Here is an 18,627-nt window from a genome sequence, read left to right as displayed (position 1 = left end):
CTATTGATAAATTCCAGTTAGTTTGCGAACATCCATAAATCTTCCCGCTATGGCTGCAGCCGCTGCCATAGGAGGGCTGACTAGATGGGTTCTAGAACCATTTCCTTGGCGCCCTTCAAAATTTCGGTTAGAAGTGGAAGCACAACGCTTTCCTGCTGGAACAATGTCCTCATTCATCGCCAAACACATGCTGCATCCGGATTCACGCCATTCAAATCCTGCTTCTGTAAAAATTCGATCTAACCCTTCTTCTTCAGCTGCTTTTTTGACAGTCTGAGAACCAGGTACAACTATCGCTTTCACGCCATTATGGACTTTCCGCCCTTTGACAACCTCTGCTGCTGCCCGCAAATCGCTCAGCCTGGAATTAGTACAGGATCCGATAAAAACATAGTCGATCGGAATGTCTTCCATTCTCGTTCCCGGCTTTAACCCCATATATTCGATCGCTCTTGCCGCCGCTTCACGGTCTTGTGCTCTTTCGAATTTTTCGGGAAAAGGAACAATTCCACTTATTCCTGTACCCATCGAAGGATTTGTTCCCCACGTCACTTGTGGTTCAATTTCTGAAGCATCAATTTCGAGCGTTTTGTCGTAAACAGCCCCTTCATCCGTCGCCAATGTCTTCCAATATTCCACTAATTTTTCAAATTCCTCGCCTTTTGGAACATACTTTCTACCTTTTAAATAATTAAATGTCACTTCATCCGGACTAACGAGACCGGCACGGGCTCCTGCTTCAATGGACATATTGCAAACAGTCATCCGTTCTTCCATGGAAAGTTTGCGAATGGCTTCACCCGTATATTCGATAATATAGCCGGTTCCGGCATCAATTCCAAATTTGGATATGATACCCAAAATCAAATCTTTGGCCGTCACGCCAAATCCAAGTTTCCCGTTCACTTTGATTTGCAGCGTCTTTGGTTTTGCTTGCCAAAGAGTTTGAGTCGCCAATACATGTTCGACCTCGCTTGTCCCGATTCCAAATGCGAGAGCGCCAAATGCTCCATGAGTAGAAGTATGGCTGTCACCGCATACGATGGTTTTCCCCGGCTGCGTCAACCCAAGTTCAGGACCGATCACATGGACTATTCCTTGATCCGGATGGTTGATATCTGCTAATTCAATGCCAAACTCTTTACAGTTTTCATATAATTTTTCCATCTGCGTTTTTGAAATAGGATCGTTTACAATATGTCTGTTCATCGTAGGAACGTTATGATCCATCGTAGCGTATGTCAGATCGGGCCGTCTCACTTTTCGATTTTTCATGCGGAGCCCTTCAAAAGCTTGAGGAGATGTGACTTCATGTACTAAGTGCAAATCAATATATAATAAATCCGGTTTTCCTTCCTCACGATGCACCACATGCTGTTCCCATATTTTTTCAATAATTGTCTTCGGCTGCAATGGCTGTCCCTCCTCTATGAATTGGTATGGAAACTAGGTCAATTAAACGCTTCTTTCCACAGTCTCAATGTACATGGACAATTGCTATCGATTCATAATCTGTTAAGCCATGGTAGAAGCAATCGCACGATCTTCTTGAACTCGCTTCACAACCAGATCAATCATTTTTTCCGTTCCCACTACACGGCTTCCCGTATGGCGTAAATCAAACGTTCGATATCCATCCTTTAATACATCGTCCACCGCTTGTTCTATTGCTTCTGCTTCATGATTGAATCCAAAAGTATATTTCAGCATCATAGCCGCAGATAAAATCATCGCTAGCGGATTGGCTTTGTCCTGTCCTGCAATATCAGGTGCTGATCCATGAACCGGTTCATAAAGCCCGAATCCGTCTTCCCTTAGACTGGCCGACGGCAGCATGCCTAAAGAGCCGGTAATCATAGACGCTTCATCGCTTAAAATATCTCCAAACATATTTTCCGTGACCACTACATCGAAGTCTTTCGGGTTATGAATAAGCTTCATTGCGGCTGCATCAACATACATGTGTTCATATTCCACCTCCGAATAGCGGACAGCTGTTTCTTCTACTACTTCCCTCCACATTCGGCTTGATTCCAACACATTTGCTTTATCAACGGATACAACTTTTTTCCTTCTTACTTTAGCGATTTGAAACGCTTTGTCTACAATTCTTTTTATTTCGTCTTTTGTATAAAGCAAAGTATCAACAGCCACTTCTTGATTTTCTCCCCGCCGCTCGCTCGGTTTTCCGAAATACAATCCGCCTGTCAGTTCCCGGACAATCATTAAATCGACATCCTCAACAATTTCCTTTTTCAGAGGAGAAGAAGAAAGAAGGCTTTGAAAGGCTTTTACCGGGCGTAAATTAGCAAATAGACCAAGTTCTTTCCGAATCTTTAACAGTCCTTTTTCCGGTCGCAGATGGCCGGGGAGGGTGTCCCATTTAGGACCTCCCACCGCTCCCAGCAATACTGCGTCACTCTGTTTACAGAGATCAATCGTTTTTTCCGAAAGAGGTGTTTGTTCTTGATCAATTGCAGCCCCTCCGATGTTGGCAAATTCCATTTCAAATTCATGTCCAAACCGACCGCCAACCGCTTTTAACACTTCGACTGCTCCTTTTGCCACTTCTCGGCCGATTCCATCACCCGGCAGAACCGCAATTTTCTTTTTCATTTCAACCCCTCCAGTAAATTAAATCGACACATTTGCTTTTTGGATCGCTTTTAAACTTTCAAGCGAAAGAATTCTATTGACGGCATTTAAGTATGCACGGGCTGAGGCTTCCAACACATCTTGTGCTGTTCCCCTTCCGCTTGTTTCCAGTCCATCGCAAGAAATTCGGACATAGACATCGGCAAGAGCATCGCGTCCCCCTCCAACCGAGTTGATCTTATAGTCTAATAGCTTTACTGACCGGCCGAAAATCCGTTCAATCGTGTTATAGATCGCTTCCACACTTCCCGATCCTGTAGAGGCTTCGCTCACTTGTGAACCGTCCGCCAGCGTGACAGCAATCGTCGCTGTTGGAATATTGTCAGTGCCGTATTGTACTTGAACGCTGCTCAATGTATATTTCATTTCCGTTTCCGTTTGTTTATCCGTAAGAATGGCAAATAAATCAGCATCTGTAATTTCTTTCTTTTTGTCCGCCAAATCTTTAAATACTGTAAAGGCTTCATTCAATTTTTCATCCGTCAATTCAAAGCCCAATTCAATGGCTTTATTTCTGAAAGCATGGCGGCCGGAATGTTTGCCAAGAACTAATCGGTTTGAATTCACGCCAATAAGTTCAGGAGTAATGATTTCATACGTTGTTTTTTCTTTTAATACCCCGTCTTGATGAATGCCTGATTCATGAGCAAAGGCATTATCACCCACTACCGCTTTATTGGCCGGCACGATCATTCCGGTCAATTTGCTGACAAGATCGCTCGTTCGCTTTATTTCGTTTAAGACAAGACCCGTTTTCGCTTGATAATAGTCGCTTCGTATATGAAGAGCCACAGCTACTTCTTCAAGAGACGCATTACCGGCTCGTTCCCCAATGCCGTTGATCGTTCCTTCGATTTGACTAGCTCCGTTTTCAATCGCGGCAAGCGAATTAGCTGTGGCCATTCCGAGATCGTCATGGCAATGAGCGGACAAAGTAATTTTTTCAATATTCCGTATATTTTTTCTTAAAAATTGGAACAATTCTCCATACTGCTGCGGCGTAATGTAGCCAACCGTATCTGGAATGTTAATGATCTCCGCCCCGGCTTGAATAACCTCATTGAGAATACGGACTAAAAACTCGCGGTCTGAGCGACAGGCATCCTCTGCCGAAAATTGAACTTTCGGGAATTTTTTCTTCGCATAGGAAACAGCCCGAACCGCTCTTTCCACTACTTCGTCTTGAGACATTTTCAGTTTATACTTCATATGAATGGGTGAAGTGGCAATAAAAATATGGATGCGAGGTTCTTCAGAATCCTTGAGGGCTTCCCAAGCAGCATCGATATCACTTTCTGTAGATCGAGCCAATCCGGTAACGGAACTGTCGCGGATCGTATCGGCAATCAATTTTACTGCTTCCAGGTCTCCTTTAGAAGCAGCCGGGAAGCCTGCTTCAATGCAGTCGACTCCCAGCTTTTCCAATTGTTTAGCAATTTCTATTTTTTCTAATGTGTTCAAATTCACTCCAGCTGATTGCTCGCCATCTCTTAATGTCGTATCAAAGATTTCAATTTTTCGCACCGGCTCCCACTTCCTTCTTTGATGGTTTTTTAACAAATGGCATCATTTCTCGAAGTTCTCTGCCCACTACTTCAATCAGATGATTGTTTTCCTGTTCGTTAATGGCATTGAATTCAGGACGGTTCAATTGATTTTCCAAAATCCATCCTTTCGCAAACTTCCCGGTTTGAATATCGCTCAATACTTCTTTCATCCGTTTCTTCGTTTCTTCATTGATGACTCGTGGTCCGGAGACAAAATCCCCCCACTGTGCCGTATCCGAAATGGAGTACCTCATATTTTCCAATCCGCCTTCATACATTAAATCCACAATGAGCTTCAATTCATGCAAACACTCAAAATAAGCAATTTCCGGCTGATATCCAGCTTCTACAAGCGTTTCAAATCCAGCTTTCACTAATGAAGTCATTCCCCCGCATAATACTGCTTGTTCTCCAAAAAGGTCTGTTTCTGTTTCTTCTTTAAAGGAAGTTTCCAAAACCCCGGCACGAGCCGCACCAATTCCTTTTGCGTAGGCAAGCGCTAAATTTTTAGCATCCCCTGTTACGTCTTGGTGAACGCCGATCAAAGCCGGAACACCAGCGCCTTCTTCATATGTCCTTCTCACTAAATGTCCAGGCCCTTTTGGCGCAACCAAAAAGACATCTACATCTTTCGGCGGTACAATTTGACGAAAGTGAATATTGAATCCATGAGCAAATACAAGCGATTTTCCAGCAGACAGAGCCGGTTCAATTTCATTTTTGTATACTTCCGGCTGGCGCTCATCAGGAAGTAAAATCATAATAAGATCGGCTTCTTCACTTGCGGCTCTCACCGTTTTTACGTCAAAACCATCTTGTTCCGCTTGTTTCCATGATTTACCTGGACGAAGTCCGATCACCACTTGATAGCCGCTGTCTCGAAGGTTTTGAGCGTGAGCATGGCCTTGGGAACCATATCCAATGACAGCAATTTTCTTTCCATTTAAAACTGATTCTTGAATGTCTCCGTTATAATATACTTTTACCATTTTTTTCATCCTCCTGTTTAATTTAAGATGGTATATTGCTTGAAATCAGTGACTGATTTTTGTGAACCTCTCGGCAATGCCGTGATCCCGGTCCTGGATATTTCTTTAATCCCATATGGGCGAAGCAAATCAATGATCGTTTCTACTTTTTCAAAATTTCCGGCAATTTGTACGGTAACACTGTCTTTTGCTACATCGACGATCGTTGCCCGGAAAGGTTCAATAATTCCTTTGATTTCTCCTCGTGTTTGAGGAGTGCTGATAACCTTGATTAATGCCAGTTCTCGAATGACGATCGCTTGATCAGTAATATCGGAAACTTTCAAAACATCAATCTGTTTATTCAGCTGTTTGGTCAATTGCTCCATTTTTCTGTCATCTTCTACATGAACGACAAAAGTCATTTTTGAAATTCCTTCTGCCTCTGTCGGTCCAACCGTAATACTTTCAATATTAAATTGCCTTCTTGTGAACAGACCGGTGATCCGGTTCAAAACTCCGCTTTGATTTAGCACTGATACGGTCACAATGCGCCTCATGGTTTCACCCCAATCATTTCATGTAGTCCTTTTCCCGGTGCTATCATAGGAAATACTTTTTCCATCGGCTTGATTCGACAGTCGACTAATACCGGTTGACGATCATTGAATGTCTCGCGAATGACTTCTTCCGCTTCTTTTTCGGTTGAAACCTTAAATCCGCGAATGCCATATGAATCAGCGAGCTTCACATAGTTAGGCTGCACAGGAGTTAAGGATTGGGAATAACGTTCTTCATAAAAGGCTTCCTGCCATTGCCGAACCATTCCTAACGCCTGATTGTTAAAAATGAAAATTTTTATAGGCAAATCGAATTCTTTTATGACCGCTAATTCTTGAAGCGTCATTTGAAATCCGGCATCTCCAACGATCGCCACCACCGTTTCTTCCTCTTCAGCAAACTGCGCTCCAATGGCCGCCGGAAGACCAAATCCCATCGTTCCCAGTCCTCCAGACGTGATCCAACGGTTCGGACGGACAAATCCATAATGCTGGGCAACCCACATTTGATGCTGGCCCACATCTGTTGAAACAATCGCTTCACCTTTCGAAAATTTATGGATCATTTTCACTAAACGCTGTGGTGAAATTCCCTCCTCATCGTCTGAAAGCCAAAGCGGAAAATCACGTTTGTATTTTTCCAAGTGAAGAAGCCATTCATTGATTTCCGGAATTTCCTTATCCTCTTTCAACAATTGGCTCAAGGCTTCTTTTACATCGCCTACTATCGGGATATGCGTTTCAACATTTTTTCCGATTTCTGCTGGATCAATATCAATGTGCGCCACTTTCGCTTTTGGAGCAAAATGCTTTAAATTTCCCGTTAAGCGGTCATCAAATCTTGCGCCAAAATTAATGAGCAAATCACATTCATACATGGCCATATTGGCCGTATAGGTTCCGTGCATCCCCCCCATTCCAAGAAACAAAGGATGATCAGCCGGAAATGATCCTAAACCAAGCAGTGTATTAACAACCGGTATATTGGTTTCCTCAGCAAATGCCAACAGTTCATCGGAAGCTTGAGCATGAAGCACACCAGCCCCTGCCAAAATCACTGGTTTTTGCGACGTTGCAATCGCTTCCGTCAATTTTCTGATTTGCAAAATATTCGGAACGATTGTAGGCTGATATCCCGGCAACTCCACTGTATGATCAAAAGAAGGACGTGTTTCATTGTTGGCGATATCTTTTGGAATATCGATCAATACAGGCCCCGGTCGGCCAGTGGTCGCAATATGGAAGGCTTCTTTTACGATTTTCGGCAAGTCATTCAAGTTACGAACTTGATAATTGTGCTTAGTAATTGGCATCGTGATGCCGATAATATCTGCTTCTTGAAAGGCATCTGAGCCGATTACATTTGTGGCGACTTGACCTGTAAAAATAACAAGCGGCAACGAATCCATCATGGCATCTGTAATTCCCGTAATTAAATTGGTTGCACCAGGTCCCGATGTAGCGATGACAACTCCTGGTTTACCTGATACTCTCGCGTATCCTTCAGCGGCATGAATGGCTCCCTGCTCATGTTTTGCCAGTATATGGCGAATCGGATTTTTATATAACGCATCATATATTGGCAATACAGCTCCACCAGGATATCCAAAAATGATTTCCACGTTTTCTCTTTTTAATGATTCAATCAGAATTTCTGCACCTGTCATTGTCCCCGTTACAGATTCCGTTTCCGCTTTTGCATTAGCCCTCATTGATTCTCCCTCCAACTGGTTGGTTTCATCCTTTAGACTTTTTGACTCAAAAAGAAAAGCCTTTTCACTCCTTGCGCCTACCAATCCTATAGCGCAGGGGTGAAAAGGCTGTATTCTTTCCACGGTACCACCCTGATTCATGACATTCTCACGAATGCCACCTCATGAACAATGACTGACACATTGTTCTTTTTGATAACGAGTATATTATACTCGGCCAATCCTAATAGTTTCCGTTCAGATCGGCACTCAGAGGGGATGTCGCTGCAGGTAGTATTACCGGCTCTCAGCAACAACCGGCTCTCTGTGAATACGGAATTCCTGCAACTTTTACCTCGTCATCGATTTGCATCGATTAAATTTTCATGATCCCGCCTGTGCTGGCGGAAGTGACAAGTTTGGAATATCTCGCCAAATAGCCTTTTTTAATCTTCGGTTCAGGCTGAACCCAACGTCTCTTTCGTTCTGTCATTTCTTCTTCTGTCAGCAACACATTGATCGTTCGATTTTCCAGATCGATCAAGATTTGATCTCCATTTTCAATGAAAGCAATCGGACCGCCTTCAGCAGCTTCAGGGGATATATGACCTATAGAAATGCCACGGGAAGCACCTGAAAATCTTCCATCCGTTATGAGAGCCACTTTTTTATCGAGCCCTCTTCCGGCAATCTCTGAAGTAGGAGCAAGCATTTCCGGCATCCCCGGTCCGCCTTTTGGTCCTTCATATCGAATGACAACAACATGCCCTTCTCGGACCAATCCGCTGTGAATTCCTTTCAACGCTTCATCCTGCGAATCGAACACGATCGCTTCTCCAAGGAAAGTCTTGATGGAAGGATCTACAGCCCCTACCTTAATGACGGCTCCATCCGGAGCAATATTTCCATACAAGATGGAAAGTCCGCCGACAGCACTGTATGGATTTTCCTTTCTTCTGATGACTTGATCATCCAATATTTCGGCATCTTTTACATTTTCATACAAAGTTTTTCCGGTAATCGTGATTCTATCTTTATGGATTACTCCATCCATTTCACACAATTCTTTAATGATTGCGCTAATGCCCCCTGCCCTGTGAACATCCTGCATCGAATAGTCAGAGGCAGGACTGATTTTGGCTAAATAAGGAACTTTCTTGGCAATCTCGTTGATTCGCTTTAAATCGTACTCAATTTCGGCCTCATTTGCGATGGCCAACGTGTGAAGAACCGTATTAGTGGAACCGCCCATTGCCATATCCAGAGCAAACGCATCATCAATAGCTTCAGGTGTAATAATATCTCGCGGTCGGATGTCTTTTTCGATCAACTCCATTAAATATTGGACCGCTTCCTTGATAAGCTTGCGCCGCTCCGAAGAAGTGGCGACAATCGTTGCATTGCCCGGAGGCGTCATGCCAAGCACTTCCATCAATGAATTCATTGAGTTAGCAGTAAACATCCCCGAACAAGAACCACAAGACGGACAAGCGTTTCTTTCAATTTCCTCAAATTCTTCTTCCGAAATTCTTCCGGATAATCGTGCTCCGACTCCTTCAAACACCGAGGAAAGCGACAGCGGTTTTCCTGCTTTTGTTCTGCCCGCTTCCATCGGCCCTCCGGATACGAAAACGGAAGGAACATTCGTCCGAACCGCCGCCATTAGCATACCGGGTGTTATTTTATCGCAATTGGGAATAAAGAATACTCCATCAAACCAGTGGGCATTAATGACAGTCTCTGCCGAATCGGCGATCAGTTCCCTGCTGGGCAAGGAGTATCGCATTCCGATATGCCCCATGGCGATTCCATCGTCTACCCCGATCGTATTAAATTCAAACGGGACACCGCCAGCCTCTCTTATGGCATCTTTGACCACTTCCGCAAATTCTTTTAAATGGACATGTCCCGGAATAATATCGATATACGAATTGCACACACCGATAAATGGTTTGTTTAAATCTTCTGTTTTGACCCCTGCCGCGTATAAAAGGCTGCGATGAGGGGCTCGATCAATCCCTTTTTTTATCATGTCACTGCGCATCCATATCTCCTCCGAAGCCTCAACCAGCATGAACGCTTGTTTCTGAATACACTTTTACTCCGTCCGTTGTTACATACTCACGGAATGCATCCAACAATTTCTTCGTATATTCACCAGGTTTTCCGTCCCCGATCACTCTTCCGTCCACTTTCACTACCGAAATGATTTCCGCTGCCGTACCTGTTAAAAAGACTTCATCCGCCGAATATACGTCGTGACGCGTCATCGTTTCTTCCCTGACATCAAAGCCCAATTTTCTTCCAATCTCAATAATTGTATTTCTTGTAATTCCTTCCAGTGCACCGACGTAAGCAGGAGGTGTTTTTACGACTCCGTTCTTTACGATAAAAATATTATCCCCCGAACCTTCCGCCACATAACCTTGATCGTTTAACATCAACGCTTCACTGGCGTTTGCCAACTGTGCTTCAATTTTTACAAGAATATTATTTAGATAGTTTAAAGATTTTACTTGAGGTGGAAGCACATCCGAACGATTTCGTCGGCTTGCTACCGTCACAATTTCAATTCCAGTTTCATATAATTCTTTAGGATAAAGAGCAAGCGGTTCAGCTATGACAATAATTTGAGGTCCTTTACAGTTGTTCGGATCCAGACCCAAGTCACCGACCCCTCTCGAAACGACCACCCGAATATACGCATCTTCCAACTCATTCTTTTTTAGCGTATCCACAATGATTTGAGTCATTTCTTCCTTTGTTTTAGGGATATTCAACATAATGGATTTGGCGGAGTCGTAAAGCCGATCAATATGTTCTTTTAATCGAAATACCACTCCCTTATACATCCGGATGCCTTCAAATACGCCATCTCCGTACAAAAAGCCGTGGTCGTACACTGAAATGACCGCATCTTCTTTTTTTACCAATTTGCCGTTTAAATAGATCCATTGCTCACTCACTTTTGTTCACTCCTTGATAGTTAAAAAATAGAAATTAAATGGCGGAAAAATTTTTGAATAATTTTATTTATCTGCCGTATCAGAATATTGTTTAATTGAGGTAAATAATACAGCTGTTTTTCGTTCTGGTCAATACCTTTATGGTTAATTTTTTGACTTTTTTGAATCATCCGTTTATTTTGTTACCGCTTACAAATGCGCTATTCTCTTGTTTTCGCTCGTTTTCAATTTTTTTCTCTCAATCCTGTTCCTCTATTTTTTTATATCCTTTCCTTTAAGAGAGCACTCCAACAAAACTGCCGGACAGCTGGAAAAACCATTTTAAAAAATTTCAACTTTCCATTGGGATGACAGATAAATCCGCTTTTCTCTCTCCTTTCAAAACGAACGATCCCAACCAATCACTTCCCCACATCTGAAAAAAAGTAATTTCCGTGACTGTTTCTTTTTTGCCGTCCCAAAAGTCAAAATGACCTAGGAGCATCCCTGTTTTCATGTAAAGCTTTATATCGGACAAGCTGGTGATCGCGAAATTCACTCGTTTTTCCCAGGCGATACACGACCTCCCTTGCTTGAACCTCGCTGCGGTGTCTCGCTCGGCTTGCTTTTCCTGCAGAAGCCTCTCCCATTCCGCGATCATCCCAATTAGACAAAAGCAAAAAAACGTCTTTTCCATTAGCAAGCGCCAACCCTAACACTCCGCCCGCTTCAAAATAAAACTCCCGAAAACAGAAAAAACCCGACGAGAGAAAGGTTTTATCTCGTCGGATTTATTTGTTCAAAAGGGGCCTTTATGGCCTTTAAAAAAGCTTCTTCCATTCTTCGATGAGTTTTTCTTTCCAATCTTTTTTCTTCTTTTTCTCTACTTGTTTTTGAATAGGCGTTACATCAAATGATTCATTTTTTATATACGGCAGCGTTTTTTCCATGACCTCCCGAAATACTGGGACTACTCCATCAGAACTGTTGCTGGTCAAGTAATCGTTGTTGTTGTCAAAGCCAAGCCAGACAGCTCCCACCACGTTTGGCGTATACCCAATAAACCATTGGTCCTTTGTTCCATCCACGCCTTCAATCGGCACCTGAGTAGAGCCTGTCTTTCCGGCAATCTTATACCCTGGAATCGATGCTTTTCTTCCAGTTCCTTCTGCGACTACGTTCAACAGCATAGAATTCATTTCATCAACTACTTTTTTACTTGTAACGCGCTTTCCTTCGCCTTTCCACTCTGCTACCACCTTGCCGTCAGGGTCCACAATTTTTCTGATAAAATGTCCTTCTTGGCGAACCCCACCATTGGCAAACGTCGAATAGGCGGACGCCATTTGCAATGGCGAGACCCCTTTATACATTCCGCCAAGAGCGATGCTCAAGTTCCGGTCTTCTTTTTCAAGAGGGATTCCGAAACGTTTTAAAGCATCCACGCCTTTATCCAGTCCAATCTCGTTTAAAAGCCAAACAGCCGGTACATTCAGCGATTTTTCAACCGCTTCGTACATTGGAACTTCTCCTTTGTACACTCCGTCATAGTTGGAAGGCTCATAATCGCCGAATTTCATTTTTTCATCTTTCAGCATGCTCGTTGGTTCATATCCTTCTTCTAAAGCCGGTGTATAAACAGCGAGAGGCTTAATCGTAGATCCAGGAGAAGTTTTCATTTGCGTAGCATAGCTGAAACCACGGAATACATGTTCTCCACGGCTTCCTACAACCCCTAAAACCCCTCCATTATGTGGATCTAACATAACGACCGCGCTTTGAACATCCCCGCCATGTACACCTTTTGGAAAAAGCCAATCCTCCTTATACACTTTTTCCAATTGAGATTGGATATTTTGATCCATCGTAGTGTAAATTTTATATCCCTTCTCCAAAAGATCTTTTTGAGAAAGGCCATAGCGATTGACAGCTTCTTCAATAACGGCATCGCCAAAATAAGGATATTTTTCTTTTAGCGGGTCCTTGCTTCCGTCTTTCAATACGATGGTCGTACTTTTGGCTTTATTCGCTTCATCTTGTGTGATGTACCCATATTTGACCATTTGGTCCAGTACGACGTTGCGGCGTTTGATGGCCGCTTCGTAATGATTGTACGGATCAAGGGCGGACGGAGCCTTAATGAGACCGGCAAGCAAAGCTGATTCACTCAAATTCAAATCTTGCACATTTTTTCCAAAATACTTTTCCGATGCATTTTGTACTCCCCATGCACCTTGCCCAAAGTAAATGGTGTTTAAGTACATTTCCAGTATTTCTTTTTTCTTGTACACTTTTTCGATTTGGATCGCAAGAAAGAGTTCTTCAATTTTTCGCTTTAACGTTTTTTCCGGTGAAAGCAGCGCGTTTTTCGTCAGCTGCTGCGTAATCGTGCTTCCACCTTGGACCGCTCCTCCATGCAGTATATCTTGCACAAACGCTCTCAGCATTCCTTTTAAATAAAATCCGTTATGGTTGTAAAATTGATGGTCTTCAATCGCAACCACAGCGTCTTGCAAAGAATCCGGTATTTTCTTGATCGGCACACTATCTGAGCGATTAGCTGATAATTTACTGGCAACGTCTCCGTCTTTGTCATAAATAATCGTTTGCTGGGATAGACCTTTTTTTAAAGACTCGACATCTGCTGATTTCATAAAATAGATCACAAATCCCAGTAATAAAAGAACGCAAATAGAAAGAAGCAAAATAAACACTTGGGTTAGATGGAATTTTCTCCAAATGTTCTTCATTGTATCTAAAGATGTTCCCATGTCTTTTTTGGTTCCCCCTGTTGTTTACACTAGTCCATAAAGGATTTTAAATCCGCTTTGATTACTTGATTCCACTTCTTTTTAGTGACATGTTTCTGCCAAACGGATTTCATTTGCTCAAGGCTGTTTTTTACAGCCGTAAACAAAAGTCCATGGAGCAATGAAAGCACCTTACGCTGAGAAACATTATAACATAATGAATTTCAACAAAAGTCGTTCTTTTCGAGAGAAAAAATTCCGATAACGACATGATTTTCCTCTCCTTAACGGCCCGTTTGAGATTTATGTCTCATTGATTTTACTCTTGTTCCTGTTTTTTTGTCTAGATGATTATTTCCCATTCCGTGTGGAAAAATCAAACTTCTGCCAGGAAACTTGTAAAAGGGAAAGGGAAAAGCCGAAAGCAAAATCTCAGGGGAACGAGGGGGAAAGCGGAAACTCAGTAAGGAACAAGAAATCATTCGACCTAGGATTCTCCGATTCTATTAAGATGATTTCTTCTTCAGCATCTGGACGACAAACAGTAATACAAATGAAATCGACATCAACACGATAACCAACGTCCACGCTGTTTTCATATCCCCGCTTTCCATCGCCATATAAATGGCGATGGCGGTGGTTTGAGTTTTTCCAGGGATATTGCCTGCGAACATAAGCGTAGCGCCAAATTCGCCCAATGCCCTTGCAAAGCTTAAAAAGATTCCCGCCATTACCGCTTTCCATATAAGCGGCAGTTCAATATAGATTAATATTTGCAGCCAAGATGCACGGTCTAATCGGGCAGCTTGAATGATTTCTTGATTAATTTCTTGAAATCCGATGCTTAGCGATTGGTACATGAGCGGAAAAGATACAACCGTAGCAGAAATTAAAGCAGCCCACTGCGTAAACATAAGCGGTTGGCCGAAAATCGACTCAACCGCCCGCCCAAGTATAGAATCCCCGCCAAGCAATACGATTAATATAAACCCTACAACGGTTGGTGGTAAAACAATCGGTAAAAGAAACAATAGCTCGACCAGCAACTTTCCTTTAAAAGAATAGGCAGTCATCCATTTTGCCGCCGCCAGCCCGAAAATAAGCACGATAATCGTTGCTCCAAAAGCGAGCTTTAGGGATAAAAAAATCGGTTCCCATAAAGAACTTGCCATTTATGAATGCTCCTTGGAAGGGATTAAATAACCGTATTTTTTAAACACGTCTTGGCAATGCTTGTCCTGTAAGAAGCTAGCAAAATCTTCCGCCCATTGTTCATGTTTATGCTTAATAACCGCCATTTCATAATCAATAGGATCATGCAGTTTTGGATCTGCTACTATAGCCGTTTTCACTTTTTTGGAAGATAGAGCATCTGTTTTATATACGAACGCTGCATCAACGCTGCCGGTTTCCACATAATTCAGAGCCTGTCTGACATCCTTCGTATAAACGATTTTATCGTCTAAATCATCCCATAATTTTAAAGATTTCAACGTTTGTTCGGCGTATTTGCCAGCGGGAACAGTCTCCGGAGTTCCAAGGGCGATTTTTTTCACATTTTTGCTCGTCAAGTCCTTGATATCAGAAATCGATTGCGCTCCCTCTTTTGGCACAGCTACAACAAGTTCATTTTTTAATAACAAAACGTCCTTGCTGACAAGGTTCTTTTCCTTTAATTGATCAACGTTATCTGCGGATGCCGATAAAAACAAGTCTACCGGAGCTCCTTGAGAAATCTGTTGCGCTAACGCTCCAGAACCACCGTAGTTTACAGTAACATGAAAATCCTTATGTTTTTTTTCAAACTCGGCAATGAGCTCATCAAGAACGGGTTGCAAACTGGCCGCTGCTGAGACGGTAATGTTCTTCGTTTCTGCTTTATCTTGTGTTCCCGCCGTATCCTGCGCTCCTCCTGACGACTTTCCGGAACAACCTGCTACAATCAGCAGTACAGCTACAGTTAAGAGACTAAAAATTCTTTTCATCCTCATCCTCATTCTCATCCTTTCCATCCAGAAAAAAATCCCGATTTATCGGGAATTTTCATTTTTCACGACTGCATTTTCTTTTTCTTTCCCTTCCTCCTCATCATCCAAAATACCTTTCATGCCTTTTTTAAATTCATGAAGGGTTTGTCCGGCGGCTTTTCCTAATTGAGGGAGTTTAGCAGGTCCAAAAATCAACAACGCAACAATAACAATAAGAGCAATCTCACCAAATCCCAGGTTCATGTATGACTCCCCTTTGCCTCATGATCCCCTTAAAGAGGGGACCTAATGAAGTTGTTATGTGACACAATTTTTATTAATTTTCATTTATTTTTATTATACAATACCACTTACATCTTTGCACTACTTTGACCATGATGGAGTCAGTCAAGACTTTGTGGGAATTTTTTTGGTTCGCTGAAAATAGATGTAAGTCATAGGTTAGCGAACCATTTTTTTGAATTTCATCCGTAAGCGCTTTCGGACTCTCATCCCTTGCCATGACAGACCGATATGTATACCTTTTTTTACCATCCCTTGAGTTCAGACAGGGCATGATAGATCGGTGTCCCGGACGATTGCTGTAAATATGGCACGTTATTCCGCGTGATCTCCGGCCAAAGACGGCGGACGCGTTGTTTCGCCTTGTTCACGATCGTCTGTTTGGTGGATGCCGTCGACACCGTTTCCTCCGCCGGATGCGACGATTCTTCTCCTAAACGATGTCCGAAAAGACGAATCCCATCCATCCGGGCAATCATTGCCTTGAAAAACGCCCTGAGTCCCTTGTCTGTCCAACTGCGGCGGTATTTCACCCGATACGCCAACTGGCTCATCACGCTTTCAGCCCTCCCCATCGGATACATGCCCGTTGTGTCCACTCCTTGCTCCTTCAGCCATTCCCGGTAATCACGGATGCATCCCGGCATCGATTCGATCCGGTGGATCAAGGCAGCCAGCTGTTGTTCTTTCGCTTCGTCCCCCAGCGTGCCGAGGGCGCTGTTCAGTTCCACAAGCAGCTTCTCTTCATCCTGCTTCGCCAGCTTTTGCCGAATCGCCTGCCACCGTGGATGGCCCGAGAGGCATTGGCGCAACTCACGCGCCACGTGGAATCGATCCAATTGGAAGCAGACCCGTCCTTTGAAATACTCCCGGCACGCGGTAATCCATGGAGCGCCGTCCCCGTTGATGACAAGAAGATCCCGACACGGATCATAGGCATATTCGTTCATCAAAAATTCCTCGAAGCCTTCCCACACCTCCCCCTTGCCTTCATGGACGTAATGGCGCTGATTCACGAATTCGATCCGTGAGCCGTTGCGCTTCCATCCTTCGTGAACGGTCAGGATTTTGTCTTCCTTGGCCCGTTTTCCCTTCCCTTGGAGAGAGACAAACAGTCCATCGGCCTCCACAAACAGCACCCGTCCATATCGCTGGTCAACCGGGCAGTGCAGCGGAACTTCAGCCTCGAGCACCAACTGGCGGATCGTCTCATGGCTCATCACCGGATACCCGACCATCTGGGCAAGCGTATGAGCCGCTTTGCGATAGGAAGAGCACTCCACAGCCAATCCCATCGCCGTTTCTTCTAGACAAGGGCTGATTGACTGCGATCCATCAAACGCTAAAAAGGAATCAAGCAAAAACGTGTAACGGTTTTGTTCTCGGTCTAAATAGTAGTTTCGCTCAAAGGTAACTTCGCCAAACAAGGTTTGAATCGTGGTGCGTCGTTTGTCTTTCAAGTGGTACCGGCGCTTGTCCCGGGTTTCCGCCAATTGTCGGTCGATGTCCTCCAACAGAGCCGTAAACAGTTCGGCGAAGGCGTTTTGCAAGGCTCGAAACAAATCAAGTTCGATCTCTTTCCATGACAACGAATTTGTGGTAAGATGTTGTTGAATATTCATGGGACTCTCTCCTCCTGTTTGATGGTTTGGCAATGATCATCTTACCAGGGAGAGAGTCCTTTTTTCATGTTTCCTGCTTGGGATCCTACCGCGGTTCGCTTGGTGGCCCCGATGAGGGGGATTGCGAACCTACGTTCCCAACCCCCTCATCGGGGAATTCTAAGAATTTCTCCCACAAACATTTTACTCACACACCATGATGACATGTCTTCAAATAATGTCTGAACAACGAAACAGTGAAATGGTTGCAGGTTTAAAACTGAAAAGACTACAATAAGTTCAGGGGTGATCCACATGGCAACAGCAAAACCGGGGGCTGAAAACAACAGCACTGTTGAGAAAATAAGCTGTACACTGAGACAGTTCGCCAGCCAATATCCTTTCGAAAATCTTGATGTCGTCACTCAAAATACGATGCCAATCACAGAGACTTTTCTTTTTCAAAAATTTTCCCAATATCGGGGCGGGTTGTGCTATGAGCTAAACCCATATCTTTATTTGCAACTGAAGGAAGAAGGATACAATGTAAAATTAGTTTCCGGCACCATTTCGAACGGAAACCATTGGGCCCTTGATGGCACTCATGTTTTAATTCTTCTCGATCTCGGAGATTCTTTATGGTTGGTAGATGCCGGATTTGGCAATCAACTTGCTCTATCCCCCATTCAGATTGACGGGATGGCTGTATCCTCGGCAGCAGGAAGTTTTCGAGCTCGCCGTTTACAAACTCCAAAGGGTACACATGTGCTCGAAATGAAATCGGAAGAACACTGGATCATCAAATATGCATTTTCGTTGAAGGAGCTCCCTTGGGAAAAATTGACGGATATCAAAGAACAAATTACGTTTCATGAAAAATCCCCGTTTAATAGTTCTCCATTAATCGCCCAATGTTTTAGCGATCAAACTCTTTCCGTCACGGATAAACAGATGAGAGTCCGCTTTTCCAAAACAGGACAGCAAAAACTGGTTAAATTCAACGATCCAATAGAATTCATGAAAGCCGTGAAGACACTTTTTTCAAATTCCATTTTTGAAAAAACTTCAGAATACATGAAAAAAGCGGAAAAACATAGTTAGAAACTGACATTTTTCCGCTTTGTCAACTTTTTCTAGAAATCCATTCATTGTTACCTCGTCTTCTCATCGTCGTTTTCCATTATTGCTTTTTCTCAGCAAGATTTCCGATTCGGTCTTTTTATTGATTCGTATATTGGTTAAAACATGATCTTTTAATTACATGCAACCGCTTTTTAATAAATACAGGCAGCAGATGGTTATCATCATGAAATTGATATTCACTACAAATCAGCTGCTTAAGAAACTGTAAAGTCCCCTTTTAAAAAAGAAAACGATCCATTTTTATCTGAATAAGACAATAGGGTCTTTATGATATGGAACAAAAGAATACTTTCTCTTGCGGTTCTTTATTTGCTTTCCGCTTTTGTTTTGCCTGCGGTGCCCCAATGTGTGGGAGAGATCTCCGTCACAACGACACGTATACTTTCCAGCGGCGCATCTAAAGTATCAGCGACACAGTCTGTGACATTTTTAATCACGTCTTTGATTTTCTCTTCTGATCTGCCTTCAAGTAAATGAATGTGAATAAATGGCATTTG

At 43.2% G+C, this 18,627-nt stretch carries 16 protein-coding genes; 1 reads left to right on the top strand and 15 read right to left on the bottom strand.

Features of this window, described 5'->3' with window-relative positions:
* The 14 genes from leuC to N1I87_RS04045 all read right to left on the bottom strand — a co-directional run bounded on the left by leuC (position 1) and on the right by N1I87_RS04045 (position 17,008).
* On the bottom strand, positions 1–1,413 hold the full coding sequence (gene leuC / locus N1I87_RS04110) for a 3-isopropylmalate dehydratase large subunit (protein WP_270583396.1): 1,413 nt from the start codon (positions 1,411–1,413) through the stop codon (positions 1–3).
* 102 nt (positions 1,414–1,515) lie between these two features.
* A complete protein-coding gene (leuB, locus tag N1I87_RS04105; RefSeq protein WP_341100736.1) occupies positions 1,516–2,616 on the bottom strand; it encodes a 3-isopropylmalate dehydrogenase in 1,101 nt (366 codons plus the stop codon).
* Positions 2,617–2,634: 18 nt separating this feature from the next.
* Positions 2,635–4,179, bottom strand: a complete 1,545-nt coding sequence (locus N1I87_RS04100; RefSeq protein ID WP_341100735.1) for a 2-isopropylmalate synthase — start codon at positions 4,177–4,179, stop codon at positions 2,635–2,637.
* A complete protein-coding gene (ilvC, locus tag N1I87_RS04095; RefSeq protein ID WP_445285681.1) occupies positions 4,166–5,191 on the bottom strand; it encodes a ketol-acid reductoisomerase in 1,026 nt (341 codons plus the stop codon). The genes N1I87_RS04100 and ilvC overlap by 14 nt, the downstream gene beginning before the upstream one ends.
* Positions 5,192–5,208: 17 nt before the next feature.
* Positions 5,209–5,730 carry an acetolactate synthase small subunit gene (gene ilvN / locus N1I87_RS04090; RefSeq protein WP_048622812.1) on the bottom strand — a complete coding sequence of 174 codons (522 nt, stop codon included), beginning with the start codon at positions 5,728–5,730 and terminating at the stop codon, positions 5,209–5,211.
* Positions 5,727–7,442, bottom strand: coding sequence for an acetolactate synthase large subunit (gene ilvB / locus N1I87_RS04085; protein ID WP_341100732.1), 1,716 nt, complete (start codon positions 7,440–7,442; stop codon positions 5,727–5,729). Before ilvB ends, ilvN begins: the two co-directional genes overlap by 4 nt.
* Before the next feature lie 355 nt (positions 7,443–7,797).
* Positions 7,798–9,465, bottom strand: a complete 1,668-nt coding sequence (ilvD, locus tag N1I87_RS04080) for a dihydroxy-acid dehydratase (protein WP_327824936.1) — start codon at positions 9,463–9,465, stop codon at positions 7,798–7,800.
* A gap of 19 nt (positions 9,466–9,484) precedes the next feature.
* Positions 9,485–10,387: a branched-chain-amino-acid transaminase gene (gene ilvE / locus N1I87_RS04075; protein ID WP_003353203.1), complete on the bottom strand. Its 903-nt coding sequence runs from the start codon at positions 10,385–10,387 to the stop codon at positions 9,485–9,487.
* 464 nt (positions 10,388–10,851) lie between these two features.
* Positions 10,852–11,076, bottom strand: coding sequence for a hypothetical protein (locus tag N1I87_RS04070; RefSeq protein WP_341100730.1), 225 nt, complete (start codon positions 11,074–11,076; stop codon positions 10,852–10,854).
* A gap of 111 nt (positions 11,077–11,187) precedes the next feature.
* Entirely contained in the window at positions 11,188–13,137 is a 1,950-nt protein-coding gene (locus N1I87_RS04065; protein ID WP_053083216.1) for a transglycosylase domain-containing protein, read from the bottom strand.
* A 485-nt stretch (positions 13,138–13,622) separates the two neighbouring features.
* On the bottom strand, positions 13,623–14,288 hold the full coding sequence (gene modB, locus N1I87_RS04060; protein WP_048622808.1) for a molybdate ABC transporter permease subunit: 666 nt from the start codon (positions 14,286–14,288) through the stop codon (positions 13,623–13,625).
* Positions 14,289–15,101 carry a molybdate ABC transporter substrate-binding protein gene (gene modA, locus N1I87_RS04055; RefSeq protein WP_341100729.1) on the bottom strand — a complete coding sequence of 271 codons (813 nt, stop codon included), beginning with the start codon at positions 15,099–15,101 and terminating at the stop codon, positions 14,289–14,291.
* 45 nt (positions 15,102–15,146) lie between these two features.
* Positions 15,147–15,347, bottom strand: coding sequence for a twin-arginine translocase TatA/TatE family subunit (locus N1I87_RS04050; RefSeq protein ID WP_341100728.1), 201 nt, complete (start codon positions 15,345–15,347; stop codon positions 15,147–15,149).
* A gap of 284 nt (positions 15,348–15,631) precedes the next feature.
* On the bottom strand, positions 15,632–17,008 hold the full coding sequence (locus N1I87_RS04045; RefSeq protein ID WP_341100726.1) for an ISLre2 family transposase: 1,377 nt from the start codon (positions 17,006–17,008) through the stop codon (positions 15,632–15,634).
* A 294-nt stretch (positions 17,009–17,302) separates the two neighbouring features.
* Between N1I87_RS04045 and N1I87_RS04040 the strand changes: the two genes are divergently transcribed.
* Entirely contained in the window at positions 17,303–18,088 is a 786-nt protein-coding gene (locus tag N1I87_RS04040) for an arylamine N-acetyltransferase family protein (RefSeq protein WP_341100725.1), read from the top strand.
* Between the two features lie 347 nt (positions 18,089–18,435).
* On the opposite strand, the gene N1I87_RS04035 is transcribed toward N1I87_RS04040, so the two are convergent.
* The gene (locus N1I87_RS04035; protein WP_341100723.1) at positions 18,436–18,624 is read right to left on the bottom strand and encodes a 4-oxalocrotonate tautomerase; all 189 of its coding nucleotides are present in this window, start codon (positions 18,622–18,624) and stop codon (positions 18,436–18,438) included.
* Between the last annotated feature and the right edge of the window lie 3 nt (positions 18,625–18,627).

It is taken from the genome of Bacillus sp. FSL W8-0102, assembly GCF_038007225.1.
GTDB lineage: Bacteria > Bacillota > Bacilli > Bacillales > DSM-4216 > Bacillus_O > Bacillus_O smithii.
This window is presented reverse-complemented; position numbering and strand designations above follow the sequence as displayed.